Origin of the sequence: Hyphomicrobium methylovorum, assembly GCF_013626205.1 — a bacterium.
Lineage (GTDB): Bacteria > Pseudomonadota > Alphaproteobacteria > Rhizobiales > Hyphomicrobiaceae > Hyphomicrobium_B > Hyphomicrobium_B methylovorum.
Map to the genome: position 1 here is coordinate 168,967 of NZ_QHJE01000001.1, position 20,848 is coordinate 189,814.

A 20,848-nucleotide genomic window follows, 5' to 3' on the forward strand; every position below is an offset into this window, starting at 1 on the left:
AGCTGCTGCCATGACGGCGGCAATTTGAGGGAACGAATGGTCAATAGCGCAGATACGGATCGGATCTACGGTCACTCGGCGGGAATTTCATCCGAGAATTCTCAGCGCAAGACGCGCCTATTCCGGATTGGGCTTTCCGGTTGTGCCGGCGGATTGGAGGCGATTTCTTCGTCAAACCTGCTTGATCTCGCCGAAAAGGCAGAGGCGCTCGGCTTTGACGGGTTGTGGCTCAATGAAGAGCATTTTCAAGGCAGCGTCATCGAAGTCGAAGGGCGACGTTGTCATTCGCCTCTCATTCTCGCATCGGCAATCCTGGCGCGCACACGGACATTGCGCGTGGGATTCTCAGTCTTGCTGCTGGCACTCCATCATCCCGTGAGACTCGCCGAAGAAATCGCGACACTCGATGTGATATCGGACGGCCGGGTCGATTTCGGAATCTCGCGTGGTGGTAATGGTCGTTATCTTGAGGTTTACGGCGTTGATCCGGATAGCGTGAACGAACGCTTCCAATCGACGCTCACGTTTCTCCAGAGCGCCTGGCAGGACGGCAAGATGCCGTTCGGCGAAAACGCCTACTCGATCGAGCCTAAGCCGATCCAGAAACCGCATCCGCCCATTTTCATCGGAACCTATTCGGATGAAACCGCAGCTTGGGCTGCACGGGAGGGGCACGCGCTTATCTGCCATGGCATCAACAGCATGGCCAATCAGCGGCGTATCCTGCGGGCTTTCACCGACGCCGGCGGTGATGCCGGGCAAGTTCCGTTTGGACGATTTGTCTACGTCAGCGAGACGGATGCAAGTGCGCGGGAGGAACTTTGGCCAACGGTTCTCAACCTCACTGGAAGACTGAAAGGCTTCGGCATCTTCAATCGCAAGGGGATCATCGCCGAGCAGGAACTCGAACCCGAAGCTTTCTATCGTGAGATGGTCATCGCGGGCAGCCCCGAAACGTGCTCTCGGAGAATCCTCGAACTCAACGCGGAACTCGGCATAACGTATCTCAATGCACTTAGCGCATTCTTCGGCTTCCTGCCGCTGGACCTGCTCAATCGCTCTCTCACGCTTCTAGCCCGTGACGTCCAGCCCCTCGTCGAAAAAGGACTGATGGCCAGGGCCCGCGCATGATGCGTGGATCCGCCAAAGGGCCGATGTTTCTGCTCGGTCTGATATTGCTTGGTGCGATGATCCTATCGCTTACGCTCGGGCGCTATCCGCTGAGTATCGGCGATATCAGTGCATTTTTTCAGGCCGCGATCGGGCTTCGAGAGATTGAACCCGTACGCTATGCGCTATTGCAAAATATCATCGTCGAGATCCGCTTGCCCCGTATCCTGGCAGCCGTGTTGATTGGCGCAGCACTTTCGATTTCCGGCGCCGCTTTTCAGGCAGTCTTTCGCAACCCTCTCGTCTCACCGGGCATTCTTGGCGTGCTCGGAGGTGCGGGATTCGGAGCGGCGATTGGCTTATTGATCTCCGGTCACTGGATTGTCGTCCAGTTGATGGCTTTTGCTATGGCGATCCTGGCAGTGGGGCTTGCTGTACTGATCGCGAGACTGTTCGGAACGGGATCGATGCTGACGCTCATCCTTGGCGGCATTATCAGCAGCGCATTGTTCACAGCGATGCTCTCAATCGTAAAGTATACCGCTGATCCATATAATCAGCTGCCGGCAATCGTCTATTGGCTGATGGGAAGCCTTCAGGGCGTAGAGCTGAAGCATATCTCTATTGTCGTCGTGCCGATTTTAGCTGGCATCGTGGGACTGACACTGTGCGGCCGGGCACTCGATGCATTGTCGATGGGTGACGATGAAGCGCGCGCGCTTGGAGTTCCCGTCAAGACGGTCCGCTATGGCGTGATCGTGGCCGCGACGCTTGTCTCCGCTTTGTCGGTATCGATTGCAGGCATCATTGGCTGGATCGGGCTGGTCATACCGAACTTCGCGCGTCTCCTGTTCGGGCCCGCCAACGCCCGCCTGATTCCTCTCAGCGCGATGCTCGGAGCGTTGTTTCTTCTTTGCGCCGATTGTCTCGCGCGGGCGTTGACACCCGCCGAAATTCCTATCGGAATCGTGACAGAGCTACTCGGCATCCCGGCACTTCTCTTTGTGCTCGGGCGTGCGCGCCGGGCGTGGGTCTAGCAGTCGATCGTGTAGGCAGATGGAAGCACCTTTCGAAATCTCATCCGACGTTCCCTCCGGTTGCCGCATCGAAGCACGCGATCTCCATTTCCTGTTCGATGATCGCGATGTCTTGAAGGGGGTCAATCTTGCGCTTGGGCCGGGAGAAGTTGTGTCGCTGCTTGGTGCCAATGGCGCCGGAAAAACCACGTTGCTGCGCCTGCTGCTGGGATTGGAGTCTCCCTCGCGAGGACAGGTTCTGATCGGGAGAACGGCTCTCGAGTCGCTGTCCCGCCGTCAAATCGCAACGCGCGTCGCTTACGTGCCCCAAGTGCACACGACGCCGTTTCCCTACACGGTTCGTGAGGTTGTCGTCATGGGGCTGCCGAAAGGCAGCCTGTTGAGCAGCCCCTCCGAGACAGACCACGACGTGGTGCGGACGGTACTTGAGAAGCTCAGGATTTGGCACCTCGCGGATCGCATCTACAGCGGAATCTCGGGAGGCGAGCGCCAATTGACTCTTATTGCACGCGCGTTGGCTCAGGAAGCTTCAACTCTGATCTTGGACGAACCGCTGGCGAATTTGGACTTTGGGTATCAAGTCGTCCTTGCTCAGCATTTGAACGACCTAGCGAAAGAAGGTCATGCCATCTTGATGAGCGGTCACGATCCTCAGTTCGCGTACCATGTGTCAACGCGGATTGCTCTCCTCATCGATGGCCGCCTCGCGCAAGACGGCCCGCCCCACCAAGTTTTGAACAGCGCGAGCCTGCGGAAGCTTTACGGAATTGACGTGGAGTGCGTCTCGCTCAGTAAAAATCGCGTAGCGTTCTTTCCCTCAGTAATGCTATCGGCCGGCGTTCAAAACGAAGCATAAAACTCGTAGGACTCGACGTAGCCTAGAGCAGTATGCTTCGTTGCCATCACCACTCATATTCATCACACCGAGCGTCGGTGGTCCTACGAGATTGTGTCGCGGTCAGTGATGTGCGCGCAAACGTCTGCCATGCCCTGCCAAGGTGAAGAACACCACGACCGACAGCGCGGCGATCGCTACGCCAGCCGTCATCAGGAGCGCCGCATGAGTCTTGGTGAAGGCCGCCTTGCCTGCTTCGATCAATGCCGCGCCCTGCTCGCCTGCAAGCTGGTTCGCAATGATGTAGGTGTCGCCGATCGTTCTGGACGCCTGCTCTGCGAAATCATGTGACAGGCCGGACGGCAGCTCGATGGCGCGGCTGAACATTCTCGCCATGAAGACTCCGAACAGAGTGATCCCGAGACCGCTTCCAAGTTCGTAGCCCGTCGCTTCCAGCGAACCCGCTGCACCGCCCTTGCTCGCATCGACAGCGCCCATGATCGCGATTGATGAGGCCGTCAGCCCGATGCTGAGCGTGAGCCCGACAGCGGCAAGCGCGGCCGGAACAGAAAGGCCCGGATCGTGGAAATCGCTTTGCCCGAGGAACACCAGCGCACCCGCCGAAACCGCGAGTGAAACGGTTGCGACACTCCGCAAGCCAAACCGATTGGACAGGTAGCCCGCAACGGGACCGCCCACGGCGGCGGCGGCCATGATCGGGATCATCCAGATTCCTGCCTGCAGTGGCGTCTTATCGAGGACGTATTGCAGTTCCTGCGCCAGCGTCAGCTCGACGCCTGCCAGCGCACCCGAAGCAACCATGGCCATGATCAGGCCGGTGATGATCGCCGGATGAGACAGCAGTGATAGGTCCAGCATCGGATCGGGCGAACGGAGCTGCTTGTGCGCGAACAGCGCCAGAACCGCGACGCCGAACACGACCACGAAGGCGATGACCGCCAGAGGTTTCGTGCCTCCGAACCCGGCCTTGATGCCGTACACCAGAGATATCATGCCGACGATCAGCAGCAGTGCCTGACCGATGGCCCATTTGCCGGGCGTCGTCTGCTCGTTGCGCGGTAGCAACAAATAGCAAGCCAGCGCGACCACGAGCATGACCGGTACGTTGATCAGGAAGACCGACCCCCACCAGAAGTGCTCGAGAAAAGCGCCGCCAACGAGCGGACCCACTGCAGCCCCGGCCGCTCCGACCATACCCCAAAGTCCAAGCGCCATGGCGCGCTCGTCATCGTCCTCGAAGGTCTTGCGGATCAGGCCCAGAACGCAAGGCAAGATCATCGCGCCACCCAGGGCCAGAAGCACGCGAGCGGCGATCAGCATTGCGGGGCTCTGGGCGAACGCAGCCCACGCGGAGGCCACTCCGAAGATGCCAAGGCCGATGAGCAGGATCTTGCGGTTGCCAACTCGGTCCGCAAGCGTGCCCATAGGCACGAGAAGGCCCGCCATCAGAAGCGGGTAGATATCAATAATCCAGAGCACTTCGGTGCCCGAAGCATTCAGCGATTGGGTCAGCGTCGGGACGGCGACATGCAAGATCGTCATGTCGAGTACCACCGGCAGAAACGCCAGCGTTACGGCGACCAGTACGAGCCAACGGTTGGTTGGAAGATCGGCGGCTGTCATCTCTCACCTGGACAAAGATTACGTCCACTCATATAAATACATACGTATGGATTTGAAAGTGGATAATGGCAGGGGAATGACGAATTGGGCAGAAAACCGACGATCACGCGAGAGCGGCTGCTTGAAATCGCAGACAAAATCGTTCGCAGCGAAGGCGCCGCAGGACTGACGATCGATGCCCTGGCCAGAGCAGCCAACATCTCGAAGGGCGGCGTCCAGTACTCGTTTGCGTCGAAGGACGACTTGATCCGTGCGCTAGTCGAGCGATGGACGCAGAAATTCGACGAGCTGCTTGGAGAGATGGACGGCCTTTCGGCCGTCGATCTCATCCGACAATACATCAAGGTCACGCGCGACTCTCAGCCGGCCATGAACGCCAAGATGGCTGGCCTGATGATTGCCTACATCCAGAACCCGGAAAACCTCACGGAAACCCGTCAATGGTATCGTTCGATGCTTGAGCGCCTCGGTGGTGAAACGAACGAGGCGCAGGCGGCCCGCGTCGCGCTGCTGGCAGTCGAGGGACTGTTCTTGTTGCGCATTACCGGCATAGACGAGCACGGGGAATGGAGCGCCTTCCTGAACGACGTCGAAAGCGTCTTCGAGCGTCTGCTCGAAAAACGATGAGCCGCCTAAGTTCGTTCGAAGAGAATGGGACCGATCGATCTCCCGTCATTGGACGGGGCGTAAACCCAGATCGCTGATATCGACCTTTTTACTCCCCTTGGGTGGCGCGAAGACATAGCTCTGTGGTTCTGAGTTTTCGTTTTGCCACGTGTATAAATTCGTTTGGTGGCTGCCTTCGTCAGGACTTCGAATGACGGTCTTGCACGGGAGCGGAACACCATCCTTCCGAAGCCAAGCCGTCCATATGTCGGAGTCCGTCTGAGACTCGTACCGAATGTCGTAGCGGACGCACGTCTGGTCGCCGATGCGGTCAACACCTGCCTTTGTGACCTTCACGTCGCTGTCGCCGCGCGAGATGTTGCCAACAAGCCCAATGAATTGCAGCACCCGCGCTTGGAGCGCGGCTAGTCCCGTAAATATGTTTAGAGCGTCTATCGGCCGTTCGGTGGCCGGTCGCTGTGCGTACTTGTTCGTTTTTCCATCGTAGATGGTGAAGTCCTTGCCATCGGACGTCATCAGATAGGAGAAGCCGCTGCCCGTAAGCTCGATGCGCAATAAATTTGGCCGCCCGACATAGAATTGCGCACGCCCTCGTGAGGCGCCAAGCGACATATTCTTCGCATCGTATGACGTTACGAAGCTGATCGTGTTATTTCTTAGGTATTCATCCAAGCGACTAAATACATTGCGTGGATCGTTGGCATCGGTTTCGTCGGTAATTTGAGATGCACTGTTTTCCGCAAGACTTGAACCCGCAAAAAACGGTCCCAGCGCCAAGAAAAATAAAAATGGAATTAAATGCGTTTTCGGAAACAAGCTGAGTATTTTCATTTCAGCCTCACGCTGGATACAATAGCACCCGCCCGCTTGGCAGCACTCTTCTGCCGATAACATTCAGTAGTCAAACAAATACGCTCTTGCGCTGCACCAGAATGCGCCTGGCGTTTAACTATGCCGTGGTCAGATGATCGTCAAAGGCGGTCGGCACGTATTGCACTCGGTTATTCCGGATCCCTTAGTCAGGATCGGCGCGAGAATACTATTCACGAAAGTTGTTTGCTATTCTTTCGCATGTCTCGTCGCGCGTTTCTTTCGCTCAATCTATTTTATATTTAGCTATTTAGCATGCGCATTCAGATAAGCGCCGTCCTGCGAGCGGACTTATTGCAGGAGCTGTTTTTTGAGCAGCGTTTCGAGCCAATCGGCAAAGACCTGCAATCGGCGCGACAGATGCTGCCTGTGCGGATAAAGCAAAGTCATTGGCATGGGTTCCGCGCGGTGATGGGGCATAACCTCAATCAGCTCGCCCGCTTCCAGGTGACTGCGGACGTCATAGGCCGGGATCTGGATAAGCCCGAGCCCTGCCAGGCAGCAGGCGATGTACGCTTCCGCGCTATTCACGGTGATCCGCCCGCGCAACGGCGTCGTGCGACGCGCGTCGTGTTCGATCCACTCCCAGTCTTCGACCCGCCCGCTCGAAGGCGATGCGTAATTGACTGCCCAATGATGTTCGAGATCGTCTGACGTCTAAGGAGTTCCATGGCGTTTCAAATAAGCCGGACTTGCGACATTGATGAGCGGCAGCTTGCCGATGGGCCGCGATATCAGACCGGAGTCGCTCAACGGACCGACGCGCACGACGCAATCGACGCCGTCCTCCACCAGGTTCACCGCGCGGTCGGTGACACCGAGATCGATGTCGATCTGCGGATAGCGCTCAAGAAACTCCGGAAGTGCCGGTGCGATAATCAGGCGCCCGATGCGGCCTGGCACGTCGATCCGCAGCTTGCCTGACGGTTGCGCCTCCGTCTGCCGGAACAGATTTTCGGTGTCTTCAACATCGGCGACAACGCGCTGGCAACGCTCATAAAGGGCAACGCCCTCCTGCGTCGGCGAAACTTTGCGTGTTGTGCGATGGAGCAACCTCACACCGACACGCCCTTCCAGTTCCTGGACAGCCGCCGAAACGGAAGAGCGCGGCACGCCGAGTGTATCGGCGGCGCGGGTGAAACTCGAACACTCGACAACGCGGGCAAAGATGCGGAACAGATCGATGCGATCCAAAGGAGTGAGGGCCTTCCATTGGTCGGAATTTCTGACAAGTGATGTCAGAATGGTCGTATTTATCTGAGAATACTAGACGATATGCTTGCCCCGATAAACGCGGCGCTCACACGGCCGCAACCGGCTCAGGAGGCCAACCCATGACCGACCACAGCATCAAGGGCAAAACCGTCATCATCGCGGCGGAGGTAAAAACCTCGGCGGGTTGATCGCACGCGATCTTGCCGCCCACGGCGCGAAAGCGATCGCTGTTCATTACAACAGCAAGGCCAGCAAGGCCGAAGCTGATGAGACAGTGGCCGCAATCAAGTCGGCTGGTGCTCAAGGTGCCGCCTTTCAGGCGGACCTGACAACGGCGGGCGCTGTTGAAACGCTTTTCGCCGATGCGATCGCCGCCATCGGCAGACCGGACATCGCGATCAATACAGTCGGCAAGGTGCTCAAGAAGCCAATCGTCGAAATTTCCGAAGCCGAGTATGACGAGATGAGCGCGGTCAACGCGAAGTCGGCTTTCTTCTTCATCAAGGAAGCGGGCAAGCATCTCAACGACAACGGCAAGCTATTGACGCTTGTCACATCATTGCTCGGCGCCTATACGCCCTTCTATTCGAGCTATGCGGGCACCAAAGCTCCGGTTGAGCACTTTACGCGCGCGGCCTCCAAGGAATTCGGTGCACGCGGCATCTCGGTGACGGCGATCGGTCCGGGCCCAATGGACACGCCGTTTTTCTATCCGGCCGAAGGCGGGGATGCGGTTGCTTATCACAAGACCGCCGCAGCACTCTCCGGGTTCTCCAAGACTGGCCTGACCGACATCGAGGATATCGTGCCCTACATCCGCTTTATGGTATCGGACGGCTGGTGGATGACTGGGCAGACCATCCTCGTCAACGGCGGCTACACGACCAAATAGACGCTCGCCAATAATGGGGAGCGCCATCCGGACGCGGGCCCGGCGACTGTTCGGCAGTGCACACTTTCCGCTAGCATTGCGGCATCCCTAACTGACCGGAGGTGACGAATGGCCGTCGAGACCGCGACCCACGCAGCCGAAGCCGCCCATGCTGGCTTCGACCTCGTCCCGGTCGTTGTGCTGCTCGCCGCTGCGGTCGTCTCCGTTCCAATTTTTAAGAAGATCGGCCTCGGTTCGGTGCTCGGCTATCTGGCGGCCGGGCTGGCCATCGGGCCATTTGGCATCGGGCTGTTCTCCGATCCGCAATCGATCCTGCACGTCGCGGAACTCGGCGTCGTCATGTTCCTGTTCATTATCGGGCTGGAGATGCAGCCGTCGCGTCTCTGGTCGATGCGTGGAGAGATCTTCGGGCTGGGGCTCGTGCAGGTCGGATTGTGCATCGCGCTTCTCACGTGCGTGGGACTCGAGCTCAATTATTCGTTCGCGCAGAGCTTCGTTGCGGGCACCGGCTTCGTGCTCACCTCCACCGCTGTCGTGATGCAGATGCTGGAGGAGCGCCACGCCCTCGCTGCGCAGAAAGGGCGGCGGATTGTTGCCATTCTGCTGTTCGAAGACCTCGCCATCGTGCCGCTGCTAGCGGCGGTTGTCTTCCTTGCGCCCGGAGGGGCGGACACCACGCTCACCCACCGGCTCGTCTCGGTCGGCATCGGGCTCGGCTCGATCGCCGCGCTGATCGTCGCCGGACGCTATTTGCTCGATCCGATGTTCGCCATGCTCGGGCGGGCGAAGGCGCGCGAGGTGATGACAGCCGCCGCGCTGCTGGTGGTGCTCGGTGCTGCGCTCGCCATGCAGCTTGGTGGACTCTCCATGGCGATGGGAGCCTTCCTTGCTGGTGTGCTGCTGTCGGAATCCTCGTTCCGTCACCAACTCGAGGCCGATATCGAACCGTTCCGCGGTGTCTTGCTCGGACTTTTCTTCCTTGGCGTGGGAATGGCGCTCGATCTCGGTGTGATCGCTGCCAACTGGCGGCTGATCGCGATTTCGGTCGCCGCCTACATGGTGCTGAAGATGATCGGCATCTATGTCGTTGCGCGGCTGTTCCGAGCCGGCAATCGTGAAGCGATCGAGCGCGCAGTGCTGATGGCGCAGGGAGGTGAGTTCGCCTTCGTGCTCTATGCTACCGCGATGCAAGTCGGCCTCATCGACGCCGAGGCAAACGCCGTTCTCACCGCCACCATCATCGTCTCGATGGCGCTGACGCCGCTCATGATCATCGCCCATGACCGGCTGATGCCGAAGCGTCCGCCCTCGCTTCACGGCGTCGAGGTTGCGGAAAACCTGTCCGCCAGTGTTTTGATGGTTGGCTTCGGCCGCGTCGGACAGATCGTCAGCCAGCCACTACTCGGGAATGGCTGTTCGGTATCCCTGATCGAGATCGATCCCGACCTGATCCGCGATGCGCAGAACTTTGGCTTCAAGGTCTATTACGGCGACGGCACTCGGCTCGACATCCTGCATGCCGCCGGTGCGGCTCAAGCACGGCTGATCATCGTGGCGGTGAACAACGCGGAAGCGGCGCTCAAGATCACCGAACTCGTCAAGGCGGAGTTCCCGCTGGTTCCTGTTCTGGTCCGGGCGATCGACCGTGAGCATGCCGCCGCGCTCACTCATGCCGGGGCCGACTTCCAGATCCGCGAGACCTTTGAATCGGCACTCGTCCTCGCTGACAAAGCGCTGGAGATGATGGACGTCTCCGAGGAAGAACGAGAGATCGTGATTACCGATATTCGGCGGCGTGACGCCGAGCGCTTGTCTTTGGAACTCGTGGGCGGGATGTACGACCTCGGCGCACGCAGCCTCGTTCTTGGCAATCTTCCGCTCAAGCCCGGCCGGCCCGAGGAGACGGGCACGTAACCTTGCGTGACTCGGTTTCACATTCCGCGACCCACGGCTCAAGCTCCGATGAGCGCGCCGGTTACGTGCAGTTCGGCGACGGCGATTTCGCCGTCGGTGATGTAGCGGTTGACCGGCCCAAAGCCCTCGCCCGGTTTGAACAACGTTGCGTGGCGGATGACTCCGCAGCCACTTAGCTCGCTGATGATGTACTCGCGTTCGACGTTCGTATCCGCGTCGGTTGCGTGCGTGATCTGGAACGTGAGGCGCGTCAATGAGAGACCGGTATCGCGGGTTCCGGCGCCGACCCAAACCGCAAGGCCATCTCCGCTCGGCTTATCGTTGTTGAGCCAGAAATCGAGCGAACGTGCGTTTGCCTCTGCATGTGCCGCATCCTGCGCCCAGAAGCGAACATGATGACGTTTGCGCGGACTATCGCCGATGGCTTTCTGAAAGCCGATGTCTTGTCCCCTGCCGAACAAATAGAGCGTGCTGAACGGCGCCGTCGGGTATGGCGTGTTGAGCACGAATGCCTTCGCCATGCGCCAGGAACTCATGAGGTTCAGTTTGTCCGCCTCGACCCAGCCCGCTGCAGCGAACGCGGCGCGGAGTTGGCTTAGCGTTCCGACAAGGGCGAGGTTCACCGGATCGCCCGGCAGTCCATCTCCGGTGACTGTGAAACGTGGCACGTGCTTGCGCTGAAGAAACTTCAATCCCATGCGGACAGCGCGCGGAAGAATGACGTACGCCGCGAGCGCGTAGGTGATGGCGAGCGCCAGAATTGTCGGCGTGCGATGGTCGACGAAACGGAACACATCAACGATCAGCCAAATGCTGACGACGCCAAGCGCGAGGATGGCTACGCGTCGCAGAAAAAGGAGGATGAGTCTCACGGAAGCCCCATGGACGATTGGAACTGGCGTCGCCGGAGCCTCTTCTTAGCATGCGTTTGCATACGGACTATCGGGATTTGTCCGGCTACTTTCCAAATGGTTCAGATTGATCGCGAAAAGGCCTTATGCGGTAACTGCCTTGGGACAAGCGAAGTATGCTTTCTATGATTGGCGGGTTTTCGTTACGAACTCCCGCCAGGACATGCCAAGCGGACGCGCACTTTCTCGGAAAGACCAGATGCCGACTGCGAGCGTCAGCAAGACGAGCGCGCGTATGCTGTCGGACAGATCCGGCGTTCCGTGGATTAGCCCATGAAGCGCTGCCGCCACGCACATCGCACTCGCAAGCATCGCTCGTCGCGGCGCTTTTCCGTTCGTATTGTAGGCCATTGTGATGCCTCGCGCGGTTGTTGCGCAGTCGGCATAGCGCGCTGTTCAATAGAACCAGCGTTCCGCGCGGCACAGGTGTTTGGCAACGTACCTTACGAGGCGGCTTTCAAATGAAGGGATGGATACATCGCTGGACGTCGGTCGACTTCGTCTCGACTGAGAGTGGGCGTCTGATACGAAAAATGCCGGACGCGCAATTCGCGCATCCGGCACTCGATCCGTCTCTAATCGTGCTGCGCTTAACCGCTGATGCGGGCAGCGCACGGTCTGGCGATGACGACGCATTTCGCGGTAACAACGGCGTTACGCGCGCAATCCCAACGAACGCCACGCGCACGGCTCAGGTTCGCGAATGCGCGGCCGTAACGAGCTTCGGCTTCGTCTTCCCAGTTGTAACGTGCGGCTTCGCGGGCGCGTTCGCTGCCCTTGCCGAGAATTCCTTTGCCGGTTGCGGATCCTTCAAGCGGTGCCTTGCACACGCCACGGTGATCCCAACGGCGGGCATCGGCCGACGACACAGAAAGGGCCAGGCCGGCGGCTGCCAGAACGATTGCGCCCCATTTTACTTGCATTGGTCTTCTCCCCTAAGCGCCAAAAAAGCGGCGGCTGACTTGTAGATCAACATTGGTAAGAAGCCAAGTTGGCCAAGGGGTTGTCAACCGCCTGTCCCCAGCGGAGAGGGAACGTTTTCCCTCGCGTCTCCCGTATTCGAATTTGCTTGCAGGACAGCGGGTTGAAGAGGCGGCGCGACAGGAAGCTCGGTCGGTGCCGTCATTGAATGGAGTTCGGGTCCGTTCAAATGCGTCGCGTCCGTCTCCGAATAGCCACGGTGCTGGAGGTTCAACTCCGACTTGGCTGCACGCCGGGATTGAAATGGCCGCTACTGAGCCCTGCCCCGTTTCGGCAGCGCTAAGATTGTCCCGCCGGGCGGAATGCCATGCGCATGGCCAGGAAGACGAACACCGCCGTCGCCAGGACCGACGCCAAGATCGCCAGCCGTTCCATTCCAGTCTGCTCAACGATGGCCCGCAGGATTCCCAAGCCCAAAAGGAACGACGCGACGTGGATCACCGCCATTACAGCTTGACCTTGCCAGCCGAGACGCGCGTCCGACAACAACGTCGGCGGAAACAGCAGAGCAGCGAGAGCGAGACCTGCTGCCCACGCGATTGCGTAAGACCATTCCGGAGCGAACGAGAAGAGGAGCAGCTGATAAAGCACGAGCGTGAGCGCGCCGCCGAGAAGACCGGCGCGGAGATATGATCGACCGGCGATCGAATTCGCTTTCGCGGTATCCAGTTCGCTCATTGTCGTCAGGCTCCCATGACTGCCGCAGATCCGCGTGGCGTTCCGCGGCATCATAGGCGTGGGATGGCCTCGCCATCAACATGCCCGCGGCGATAACCGTGACGGGCATAGATATCTGCAAGTTTCGGAAACGCTATTGCGACCGCATCATGCGGCGAATGCCGTGGTAGCCGAACCACGCCAGGAATATTGGCGAGAGCAGCACGAGCAGCGTGACGTCCGATGTCAACCCCACCACACGGCGCAGCTTGCCTCCGAAGCCCACGTTCGTCGGAGTCATAAACTCACAGCCCAGTTCTGGATGAACGTTCCGCGCGCGCTGATCGACGCTTGGCGGCATCGGCTTAGCGATGCCGTATGACACGCCCTGCGCCCGAAGGCGCGTCAGCGATCTCCATGCACGACGGCGAAAATCATGCGCGACGCGTGCGCGCGCATGATGATTTTGTACGACACGGCTCGTGCTTGCACGAACGACTGACTTCTGTACTGCCAAATTCAAGGAGCCTGGCTCACAACACATTGCCCCCTAAAAAACTCTGAGGCGCAAACTCAGGATAGCTTCGATTGGTTCCGCGCGCGGTTGTCGCGCGCGCTGCAATCTCAGGCGTTTCTACGCCGTAAGATCGACTTTCCGGCGTACTGCGCTACGTCGCCGAGCTCTTCCTCGATGCGGATCAACTGGTTGTATTTCGCCAACCGGTCGGAGCGCGAGAGCGAGCCAGTTTTAATCTGCCCGCAATTCGTGGCGACAGCGAGATCAGCAATCGTGGAATCTTCGGTTTCACCGGAACGGTGCGACATCACGGCCGTATAACCTGCGCGCTGAGCCATGCTGACGGCGTCGAGCGTTTCAGACAACGAGCCGATTTGATTGACCTTTACGAGGATCGAGTTCGCGGTGTCCTTAGCGATGCCGTCTGCCAAGCGTTCGGTGTTCGTGACGAAAAGATCATCGCCAACGAGCTGGCAACGCTTGCCGAGCAACTCGGTGAGAGCTTTCCATCCGGCCCAATCGTCTTCGGCCATTCCGTCTTCGATCGAGACGATCGGGAAGCGATTGACGAGCGCTTCGAGATATTTCGCATTGCCGGCGCTATCGAGCACCTTGCCCTCGCCTGCGAGATTGTACTTTCCGTCTTTGAAGTATTCAGTCGATGCGCAATCCAGCGCGAGCACGATGTCTTCGCCCGGCTTGTAGCCAGCCTTTTCGATGGACTTGACGATGAAGGTCAACGCTTCCTCAGCGCTTTTGAGATTGGGCGCGAAGCCGCCTTCGTCACCGACGGATGTCGAATGGCCCGCATCCTTCAAGCCCGTCTTCAATGTGTGGAAGACTTCCGCGCCCATGCGGATCGCGTCCGCGCAGGTTTCAGCGGACACCGGCATGATCATGAATTCTTGAATGTCGATCGGGTTGTCGGCGTGTGCGCCACCGTTGATGATGTTCATCATCGGCACCGGCAGAACATGCGCGTTCACACCGCCGATATAGCGATAGAGCGGAAGGCTATTCGCCAGCGCTGCTGCCTTGGCGACAGCCATCGACACGCCGAGGATGGCGTTGGCGCCGAGGCGCTTCTTATTCTTCGTTCCGTCGAGCTGGATCAAAGCTGCGTCAATACCGCGCTGGTCTTCTGCGTCAATCCCAGCGAGCGCATCGAAGATCTCGCCGTTAACGGCTTCCACGGCCTTCAGCACGCCTTTGCCGAAGTAGCGCTGCTTGTCACCGTCGCGCAGTTCAATCGCTTCGTGCGCGCCTGTGGAGGCGCCTGAGGGGACCGCTGCGCGGCCTTCCGAGCCGTCTTCGAGGAGTACGTCTACCTCAACCGTCGGGTTGCCGCGGCTGTCCAGAATTTCGCGGCCGATGATGTCGACGATCGATGTCATGAGCGATCCTCAAATAGGGTTGATTCTTGATGATTGGGCGCGTCTGTTAGACGTTCGCGCCGACTATTAGACGGTATCGCGCCGACGGCAAAGTCCCGTAGGGCCAAGACTGCCCTACCCTTTAGGCTAGGTCCGCAGACCAGGGAGTTCCACGACATGTCAAACCTTACGACCTGGACCGGCGGATGCCACTGCGGTCACGTGCGCTTCGAAGTCGAAACCGATCTGGCTCAGCTGGTGAGCTGCAATTGCTCGATCTGCCAGAAACGCGGATCCATTCTTGCGTTCGTACCCGCCGCAAATTTCAATTTGATTTCGGGTGACAGCGACCTCACGGACTACCAGTTTGGCGGCAAAACGATCCATCATCTCTTCTGCAAAGTCTGCGGCGTGGCTTCTTTCGCCCGCGGCGAAAAGGGCACCAGCGGACCGATGGTGGCAGTCAACGTTCGCTGCCTCGATGGTGTTGATGCAGGCGATCTCAGACCAAGCATGTTTGACGGACGGAGCCTTTAAGTCGTGACCGATAACGCGGCGCTTGTTCTGTTTTCTGGAGGCCAGGATTCGACGATTGTGCTCGCCTGGGCATTGCAGCGTTTCGACCGCGTCGAGACGATTGGATTCAGTTACGGGCAGCGGCATACGGTCGAGCTCCGGCAACGCGAGATCATACGCGAGAAGCTCTCGGCTTCGTTCTCTTGGGCCAGTACGCTCGGTGAGGATGCAGTGCTCGATCTGCCTGCGCTCCAGTCCATCAGCGACACCGCGTTGACGCGCGAAAGCGAGATCACATTCGCGGCGAGCGGCCTGCCGACGACATTCGTTCCAGGGCGAAATTTACTGTTTCTCACGTATGCGGCAGCTCTGGCCTATCGGCGCGACATCGGTGCGCTTGCTGGCGGCATGTGCGAAACGGATTATTCGGGCTATCCCGATTGCCGCAATGACACCATTCAGTCGCTCGCGCGCTCTCTCTCACTCGGCCTTGATCGGTCTGTCGTTATCGAGACGCCGTTGATGTTCGTCGATAAGGCCGGCGCCTGGGCAATGGCCGACGAACTCGGCGGATCGGCGTTGATCGACCTCATCGTTGAGGATACGCACACGTGCTATCTCGGGGACCGGACGCACCGGCACGCCTGGGGTTATGGATGCGGCACCTGTCCTGCTTGCGTTTTGCGCGCGGACGGATGGGCAAAATGGCAAGAAAAGACGGCATAATCGGCGCATCTGCCGACGGCCAGCGAACGGCAACGAGCCCAGCAAGTCATGTATTCGGTTAAAGAGATTTTTTATACGCTGCAGGGTGAAGGCGCGAACGCCGGACGCGCCGCTGTCTTCTGCCGGTTTGCGGGCTGCAACCTTTGGAACGGGCGGGAAGCCGATCGCGCAGCAGCGGTCTGTCAGTTTTGCGACACTGACTTTGTCGGCACCGATGGAGACGGCGGCGGCAAATTCCGCACGGCGGAGTCTTTGGCGCAGGCATGCCGCGCCGTATGTTCGGCGCACGATAAGGATGCGTTGGTCGTGCTGACGGGCGGCGAGCCAATGCTGCAGGTCGACCAGGCGCTCGCTGACGCGTTGCACGCTGCGGGATTTACCATCGCGATCGAAACCAATGGGACATTACCGGTGATCGATGGTGTCGATTGGATCTGCGTTTCGCCGAAAGCCGGATCGGAGTTGCTGCAGACGTCAGGTCACGAGTTGAAGCTCGTCTATCCGCAATCGGGCGTCGATCCGGCGGCATACCTCGATCTCGATTTCAAATTTCGCTTCCTGCAGCCTATGGATGGTCCGGCGCAGGAAGCCAATACGCGCGCCGCGGTGGCCTATTGCAAGGCGAACCCGGCCTGGCGCCTTTCGCTGCAAACCCACAAAATGCTCGGGATTCCTTAAGGAAACGCGATGCCCCGCGCCAGCTTGCCGCGAACCCATTTGCCCGGTGGACTGGCGTAAACGGCGGAAATCCCCTATTGAGCGGCCATGCAAATCTATAAGGAATTCAGGTTCGAGGCGGCCCATTTTCTGCCGTCGGCGGCGCCAGGAACGGCCAACGCGCGCGTGCACGGACATTCATTCCGCGCGCGTATCGTCATTGAAGGCGAGCCCAACGCAGACACCGGTTACATCTTCCATTTCGATGCGCTTGCTGATGCGCTGCGCGAAACCGAAGATGCACTCGATCATCGTCTCTTGAACGAGATTGAAGGATTGACCGCGCCGACCCTCGAACGGATCGCGATCTGGATTTGGAACCGGCTTTCAAACCGCGTTGCAGGACTGGCGCAGGTGGAAGTGCATCGTGACAGTTGCGGCGAAGGTTGCATCTATCGAGGACCGTCTGCAGAGCAGCGGTTGGCGGCGGAGTAGAGAGCGCGATGGCGGGCAAGTCACCTTCAGTCAAGCAGTTGGGGAAGTCAGTCGGACTGCCGGCATCACCGGATGAGGCCGAACTGGAGCGTGTGCCCAATCCTCATTCCGATACGCATTATGCAGCGCGCTTCACGGCACCCGAATTCACGTCGCTCTGTCCGGTGACAGGTCAGCCGGATTTCGCGCATCTCGTGATCGATTATGTTCCGGGGAAATGGCTCGTCGAAAGCAAGTCGCTGAAGCTTTTCCTCGCCTCGTTCCGCAATCACGGCGCGTTTCACGAGGACTGCACGGTCGCCATCGGCAAGCGCATCGCCGATCTCATTGGGCCGCGGTATTTGAGGATTGGCGGGTATTGGTATCCGCGGGGCGGGATACCGATCGACGTGTTCTGGCAGACAGGTTCACTGCCGAAGGACGTCTGGCTGCCCGATCAGGGCGTCCCAACGTACAGAGGACGGGGATAGTCCCCGTCCCCTGCAGATGACTTCACCGCGCTATAGAAAGAATAGCGGGCACCATCGGTCTTAGCGACGATGGTGGTGGTGACGGTGGTGATGGTGGCGATGATGGCGGTGGTGGTGGTGACGCCAGCCATAGTGACGATGACGGTAGTGACGGTGACGCCAGTGATTATGGCGATGGCGATAATGGCGATGATGCCAATGGCGATGACCAGCCTTCACAACCAAAGATGAGGCATCGGCGCGAGCGGCCGATTCAATGCCCGAAACGTTGCTGCCAACAGCGGCAGCCTGTGCGCCGGTTCCGGCAAGGCCGAGACCCAAGGCAAAGGCTACTGCCAAAATGAAATTACGCATTCAATTCTCCCGAGCTAGCTCTGCTACGTGATGCGCTTCCGTCCACACTTGGCTCCGGGATGAGGGAAACCGAGTTGTGTACGCAAGCGTTTTGCTTCGTTTATGACCAACACCCTGATCCCGAATGAGGTTCCCGGTGCTGACTTCGGCGGAGCTTCCGAACGTGTGCTTCACGCGCTCGAATGCTCATCCGTCGGTCCAACATGATAGACCGAGGTGCAAGTTCTAAGAGCACTAGAGAGCAAATTCTAGGCGACTGGGTAAACGTAAGCTGAACAAAATCATGCTGATGGGGAGTTTCGCTCAGCGATTTTCGGGAAGTGGGATGAATTCTTGCTCGTCTCCCGGGACAATATCGAAACGGCCTTGCCGCCAGTCTTCCTTCGCCGCGTCAATACGCTCCTGCGAACTGGACACGAAGTTCCACCAAATGTGGCGCGGCCCATCCATCGGTTCTCCGCCGAGCAGCATCAGGCGCGCATTCGTTTCCGCAAGAATCGAGATGCGATCGCCCGGCTTGAAGACGAGTAGCTGCCCGCCTTCGAAGCTCTGGCCCGCGATGTCGATGCGTCCCGAGACGACATAGACCGCACGCTCATCGTAATCCGGGTCGAGAGGCAAAATAGCGCCGGGTGCCAACACGGCTTCGGCATAAAAACTCGCGTGCGGAAACTTGGCCGGTGACGTGGCGCCGTAGACCGTTCCCATGATGACGCTCACGCGTTTCCCCTCACCTTCCAGACGTGGCAGATCCGACGTCGAGTGATGGGAAAACCCCGGATCGGATTCCTCATGCGATTTGGGCAGCGCCATCCAGGATTGGATGCCGAACAGGTTCTGACCATCGACGCGAAGCTGGGGTTCGGTCCTTTCGGAGTGAACGATGCCGCGCCCTGCAGTCATCAGATTGACTTCGCCCGGCTTGATCGAAAGCGCCGTTCCAAGGCTATCGCGATGAAACATTTCGCCGTCGAACAAGAATGACACCGTCGCGAGGCCGATGTGGGGATGCGGGCGAACGTCGATCCCTTTTCCGGCAAGAAATTGAGCCGGGCCCATCTGATCGAAAAATATGAACGGTCCGACCATTTGCCGGCTTGCCGCGGGAAGCGCGCGACGAACTTCAAAGCCGCCGAGATCATGAGACCGTGGAATGATGACGTCTTCAATCGCGTCGCAGGATTTTGCGTCGCCCCGAATAGGATCTTTGTCGGTGAGCCAGCTCATATATCCTCGCTTATCCGGCGTTAGACTGTGAAATTTCGGCCGGAATGGCAACCCACGCGGGATTACCGTCAGAATTGAGAAATCGCGCCCGCTCTTTTTCGTTCGGCCGGCGGCAAACATCGCGCGCGCCGAACCAGGAAATGCGGTGACGCTGCACCCAATCATACAGGTGGTCACCGATCGCGTTCGGCACAAGCCGCGCGATTGCCGATAACACGGCCCACGGCCAGGGCAACGTGCGTCCTGCAGCGATCACACCTTGCCAGCGCGTGTAGGGCATGCCGCGATCAAGCACCATGAACGTGTCAAACGTATTTGCATCAAAACCGTAGTGATCGTAGAGCGCGCGCGGAATGGCGTCTTGTATGACAGCGAAACGGCTCGTTCCGTCGGGGTCGCGTGCGAGCATCCAATCGATGCCCGCTGAACAGAGTACACAGTGGCCGTCGAAGATCACGAGCGGCGAGGTATCGTCGAACGGCGGGACGGCCGGATCATTGCGGTAGCTGTAAGGCAGCCTCTGCATTCCCAGATCGTAAGCCAGAGATAGCAAACGGCAAATAGGGAGTGTTTCGCGCTTCCTGCCCTTTCCTGCTTCTGCCGAGCGATGACTTCCTCGTTATTCGCGATGCAGGCAGAGTCACAGCATCGCAAATAACGGATCCCCCGCCATGCAGAAAGCACTGACACTCGCCATTTCTCTTGCCGCTCTCGCGCCGCTTTTGGCGCTTTCGACCGCCGCCGAAGCGCGCTCGAAAGGCATCAACTGCGCAAAGGCCAACTCGACATACGAGATCAACTATTGCGCGGATCGCGACTTCACGGCCGCCGACAAGGAACTGAACAAAACGTATCGCCGCGCCATTCGCAAAACGCGGGAGCGCGATCTCGACGAGCCTTACGACTCGGCTCAGTACGAAGGTGCGATGCGTAAGGCGCAGCGGGCTTGGGTCGGCTATCGCGACGCGGACTGCAAGCATCTGACCGCGCAGGAATGGTCCGGCGGCACAGGCACGTCTGCTGCCGTTCTTGGATGCATGACCGAAAAGACGACGACGCGGACACGTGAACTGCAGGAGCGTTACGAGGCGGAGTGAACGGCGAGACGCTCAGTACAGAGCGACGCTGCTTCGCTACCCCCGCGTTGTCGTCGCTCCGAGTATTGGCGCTTTGCCGCCACGGAACGGTCGCGTTGGCGGAATAGTTTGGTATCCGTTCGTATTCCCCCGCGTCAGTTTCAGACCACCGGCCGTGCTCGTCTGCCTGGACGCTGGCCGGTGGTATTCAAGGAGACACTCTCATGCTTCGCCATTCGCGCCGAGCCTATCGTCTTGCTGGCGCGTCTCTCGCATTTGCCGCGACGGCGCTTCTGCCAGTTGCCGTCGCCGCTGCGCCGAAAGTCGCGCTTGGAACGTTGACGTGCAAAGGTCGTGGCAACGTGAGCCTGATCCTCGGGTCAAAGGAGGTCATGCATTGCGTTTTCGCCACCGCCATCAGTGGCAAGCACTATCCCTACATGGCGACGATTACGAAGGTTGGTCTCGACCTCGGCTACAAGAACAGCAGCACATTCATCTGGACGGTTCTCGGACCGACACTTGAAGTTCCGGACGAAGCGCTTGCTGGAAACTACGGCGGGCTGACGGCCGGCATGTCCATCGGCTACGGCGGCAGCGCGAACGCCCTCGTCGGTGGCTTCAGCAAATCGATCTTCCTGCAGCCGCTCAGCGTCGAAGGGCAGTCAGGCTTCAATTTGTCGGCGGGCGTTGCCGGGCTGTTGCTGGAACCGAGTTGAGATCAGCCTATCTGCGAAGAGGCGA

Annotated in this window: 23 protein-coding genes and 2 pseudogenes; 13 read left to right on the top strand and 12 right to left on the bottom strand. The window is 59.1% G+C overall.

Going from position 1 to position 20,848, the window contains the following annotated elements; translation table 11 throughout:
* Window positions 1–36 precede the first annotated feature (36 nt).
* From DLM45_RS00800 to DLM45_RS00810, 3 genes are read left to right on the top strand one after another with little or no spacing between them, the layout of a single operon-like run.
* Window positions 37–1,131 carry an LLM class flavin-dependent oxidoreductase gene (locus DLM45_RS00800; protein WP_181335105.1) on the top strand — a complete coding sequence of 365 codons (1,095 nt, stop codon included), beginning with the start codon at window positions 37–39 and terminating at the stop codon, window positions 1,129–1,131.
* Window positions 1,128–2,147, top strand: coding sequence for a FecCD family ABC transporter permease (locus DLM45_RS00805; protein ID WP_246317104.1), 1,020 nt, complete (start codon window positions 1,128–1,130; stop codon window positions 2,145–2,147). Before DLM45_RS00800 ends, DLM45_RS00805 begins: the two co-directional genes overlap by 4 nt.
* 19 nt (window positions 2,148–2,166) lie before the next feature.
* Window positions 2,167–3,003 carry an ABC transporter ATP-binding protein gene (locus DLM45_RS00810; protein ID WP_181335106.1) on the top strand — a complete coding sequence of 279 codons (837 nt, stop codon included), beginning with the start codon at window positions 2,167–2,169 and terminating at the stop codon, window positions 3,001–3,003.
* Between the two features lie 102 nt (window positions 3,004–3,105).
* Here the strand turns inward: DLM45_RS00810 and DLM45_RS00815 are convergent, their stop codons facing one another.
* Window positions 3,106–4,626 (bottom strand): MFS transporter, encoded by a 1,521-nt coding sequence (locus DLM45_RS00815; protein ID WP_181335107.1) that lies wholly within the window; start codon window positions 4,624–4,626, stop codon window positions 3,106–3,108.
* Window positions 4,627–4,710: 84 nt separating this feature from the next.
* Between DLM45_RS00815 and DLM45_RS00820 the strand changes: the two genes are divergently transcribed.
* Complete coding sequence (locus DLM45_RS00820; protein WP_181335108.1) at window positions 4,711–5,253, top strand: TetR/AcrR family transcriptional regulator; 543 nt, start codon at window positions 4,711–4,713, stop codon at window positions 5,251–5,253.
* A gap of 45 nt (window positions 5,254–5,298) precedes the next feature.
* Here the strand turns inward: DLM45_RS00820 and DLM45_RS00825 are convergent, their stop codons facing one another.
* A complete protein-coding gene (locus DLM45_RS00825) occupies window positions 5,299–6,147 on the bottom strand; it encodes a DUF2092 domain-containing protein (protein WP_246317106.1) in 849 nt (282 codons plus the stop codon).
* A 267-nt stretch (window positions 6,148–6,414) separates the two neighbouring features.
* A pseudogene (locus DLM45_RS00830) lies at window positions 6,415–7,317 on the bottom strand (LysR family transcriptional regulator).
* 140 nt (window positions 7,318–7,457) lie between these two features.
* Between DLM45_RS00830 and DLM45_RS00835 the strand changes: the two are divergent.
* Both DLM45_RS00835 and DLM45_RS00840 read left to right on the top strand, forming a co-directional pair.
* Window positions 7,458–8,230 (top strand): annotated as a pseudogene (locus tag DLM45_RS00835) (SDR family oxidoreductase).
* Window positions 8,231–8,338: 108 nt separating this feature from the next.
* A complete protein-coding gene (locus tag DLM45_RS00840) occupies window positions 8,339–10,144 on the top strand; it encodes a monovalent cation:proton antiporter-2 (CPA2) family protein (protein WP_181335109.1) in 1,806 nt (601 codons plus the stop codon).
* A 38-nt stretch (window positions 10,145–10,182) separates the two neighbouring features.
* On the opposite strand, the gene DLM45_RS00845 is transcribed toward DLM45_RS00840, so the two are convergent.
* From DLM45_RS00845 to eno, 6 genes are all read right to left on the bottom strand, one after another.
* Entirely contained in the window at window positions 10,183–11,016 is an 834-nt protein-coding gene (locus DLM45_RS00845; protein ID WP_181335110.1) for an LssY C-terminal domain-containing protein, read from the bottom strand.
* 162 nt (window positions 11,017–11,178) lie between these two features.
* Window positions 11,179–11,406, bottom strand: a complete 228-nt coding sequence (locus DLM45_RS00850) for a hypothetical protein (RefSeq protein ID WP_181335111.1) — start codon at window positions 11,404–11,406, stop codon at window positions 11,179–11,181.
* Between the two features lie 239 nt (window positions 11,407–11,645).
* The gene (locus DLM45_RS00855; RefSeq protein WP_181335112.1) at window positions 11,646–11,978 is read right to left on the bottom strand and encodes a hypothetical protein; all 333 of its coding nucleotides are present in this window, start codon (window positions 11,976–11,978) and stop codon (window positions 11,646–11,648) included.
* A 337-nt stretch (window positions 11,979–12,315) separates the two neighbouring features.
* Window positions 12,316–12,714: a hypothetical protein gene (locus DLM45_RS00860; RefSeq protein WP_181335113.1), complete on the bottom strand. Its 399-nt coding sequence runs from the start codon at window positions 12,712–12,714 to the stop codon at window positions 12,316–12,318.
* Window positions 12,715–12,847: 133 nt separating this feature from the next.
* Window positions 12,848–13,210, bottom strand: a complete 363-nt coding sequence (locus tag DLM45_RS00865; protein ID WP_181335114.1) for a hypothetical protein — start codon at window positions 13,208–13,210, stop codon at window positions 12,848–12,850.
* A gap of 107 nt (window positions 13,211–13,317) precedes the next feature.
* A complete protein-coding gene (gene eno, locus DLM45_RS00870) occupies window positions 13,318–14,604 on the bottom strand; it encodes a phosphopyruvate hydratase (protein WP_181335115.1) in 1,287 nt (428 codons plus the stop codon).
* Between the two features lie 156 nt (window positions 14,605–14,760).
* On the opposite strand from eno, the gene DLM45_RS00875 reads away from it, so the two are divergent.
* The 5 genes from DLM45_RS00875 to queF all read left to right on the top strand — a co-directional run bounded on the left by DLM45_RS00875 (window position 14,761) and on the right by queF (window position 17,447).
* Window positions 14,761–15,120, top strand: a complete 360-nt coding sequence (locus DLM45_RS00875; protein ID WP_181335116.1) for a GFA family protein — start codon at window positions 14,761–14,763, stop codon at window positions 15,118–15,120.
* Window positions 15,121–15,123: 3 nt separating this feature from the next.
* Entirely contained in the window at window positions 15,124–15,825 is a 702-nt protein-coding gene (gene queC / locus DLM45_RS00880) for a 7-cyano-7-deazaguanine synthase QueC (protein ID WP_181335117.1), read from the top strand.
* A gap of 48 nt (window positions 15,826–15,873) precedes the next feature.
* Window positions 15,874–16,503 (top strand): 7-carboxy-7-deazaguanine synthase, encoded by a 630-nt coding sequence (queE, locus tag DLM45_RS00885; RefSeq protein ID WP_181335118.1) that lies wholly within the window; start codon window positions 15,874–15,876, stop codon window positions 16,501–16,503.
* 87 nt (window positions 16,504–16,590) lie between these two features.
* On the top strand, window positions 16,591–16,977 hold the full coding sequence (locus DLM45_RS00890) for a 6-pyruvoyl trahydropterin synthase family protein (RefSeq protein ID WP_181335119.1): 387 nt from the start codon (window positions 16,591–16,593) through the stop codon (window positions 16,975–16,977).
* Between the two features lie 8 nt (window positions 16,978–16,985).
* Window positions 16,986–17,447, top strand: coding sequence for a preQ(1) synthase (queF, locus tag DLM45_RS00895; RefSeq protein WP_181335120.1), 462 nt, complete (start codon window positions 16,986–16,988; stop codon window positions 17,445–17,447).
* 60 nt (window positions 17,448–17,507) lie between these two features.
* Here the strand turns inward: queF and DLM45_RS00900 are convergent, their stop codons facing one another.
* The 3 genes from DLM45_RS00900 to DLM45_RS00910 form a co-directional block, all read right to left on the bottom strand.
* The gene (locus DLM45_RS00900; protein ID WP_181335121.1) at window positions 17,508–17,801 is read right to left on the bottom strand and encodes a hypothetical protein; all 294 of its coding nucleotides are present in this window, start codon (window positions 17,799–17,801) and stop codon (window positions 17,508–17,510) included.
* A gap of 303 nt (window positions 17,802–18,104) precedes the next feature.
* Window positions 18,105–19,028, bottom strand: a complete 924-nt coding sequence (locus DLM45_RS00905) for a pirin family protein (RefSeq protein WP_181335122.1) — start codon at window positions 19,026–19,028, stop codon at window positions 18,105–18,107.
* A gap of 10 nt (window positions 19,029–19,038) precedes the next feature.
* A complete protein-coding gene (locus tag DLM45_RS00910; protein ID WP_181335123.1) occupies window positions 19,039–19,554 on the bottom strand; it encodes a thiol-disulfide oxidoreductase DCC family protein in 516 nt (171 codons plus the stop codon).
* A 145-nt stretch (window positions 19,555–19,699) separates the two neighbouring features.
* On the opposite strand from DLM45_RS00910, the gene DLM45_RS00915 reads away from it, so the two are divergent.
* Both DLM45_RS00915 and DLM45_RS00920 read left to right on the top strand, forming a co-directional pair.
* Window positions 19,700–20,125, top strand: a complete 426-nt coding sequence (locus DLM45_RS00915) for a lysozyme inhibitor LprI family protein (protein WP_181335124.1) — start codon at window positions 19,700–19,702, stop codon at window positions 20,123–20,125.
* A 203-nt stretch (window positions 20,126–20,328) separates the two neighbouring features.
* Window positions 20,329–20,823 (top strand): DUF992 domain-containing protein, encoded by a 495-nt coding sequence (locus DLM45_RS00920; protein ID WP_181335125.1) that lies wholly within the window; start codon window positions 20,329–20,331, stop codon window positions 20,821–20,823.
* Window positions 20,824–20,848: the final 25 nt, after the last annotated feature.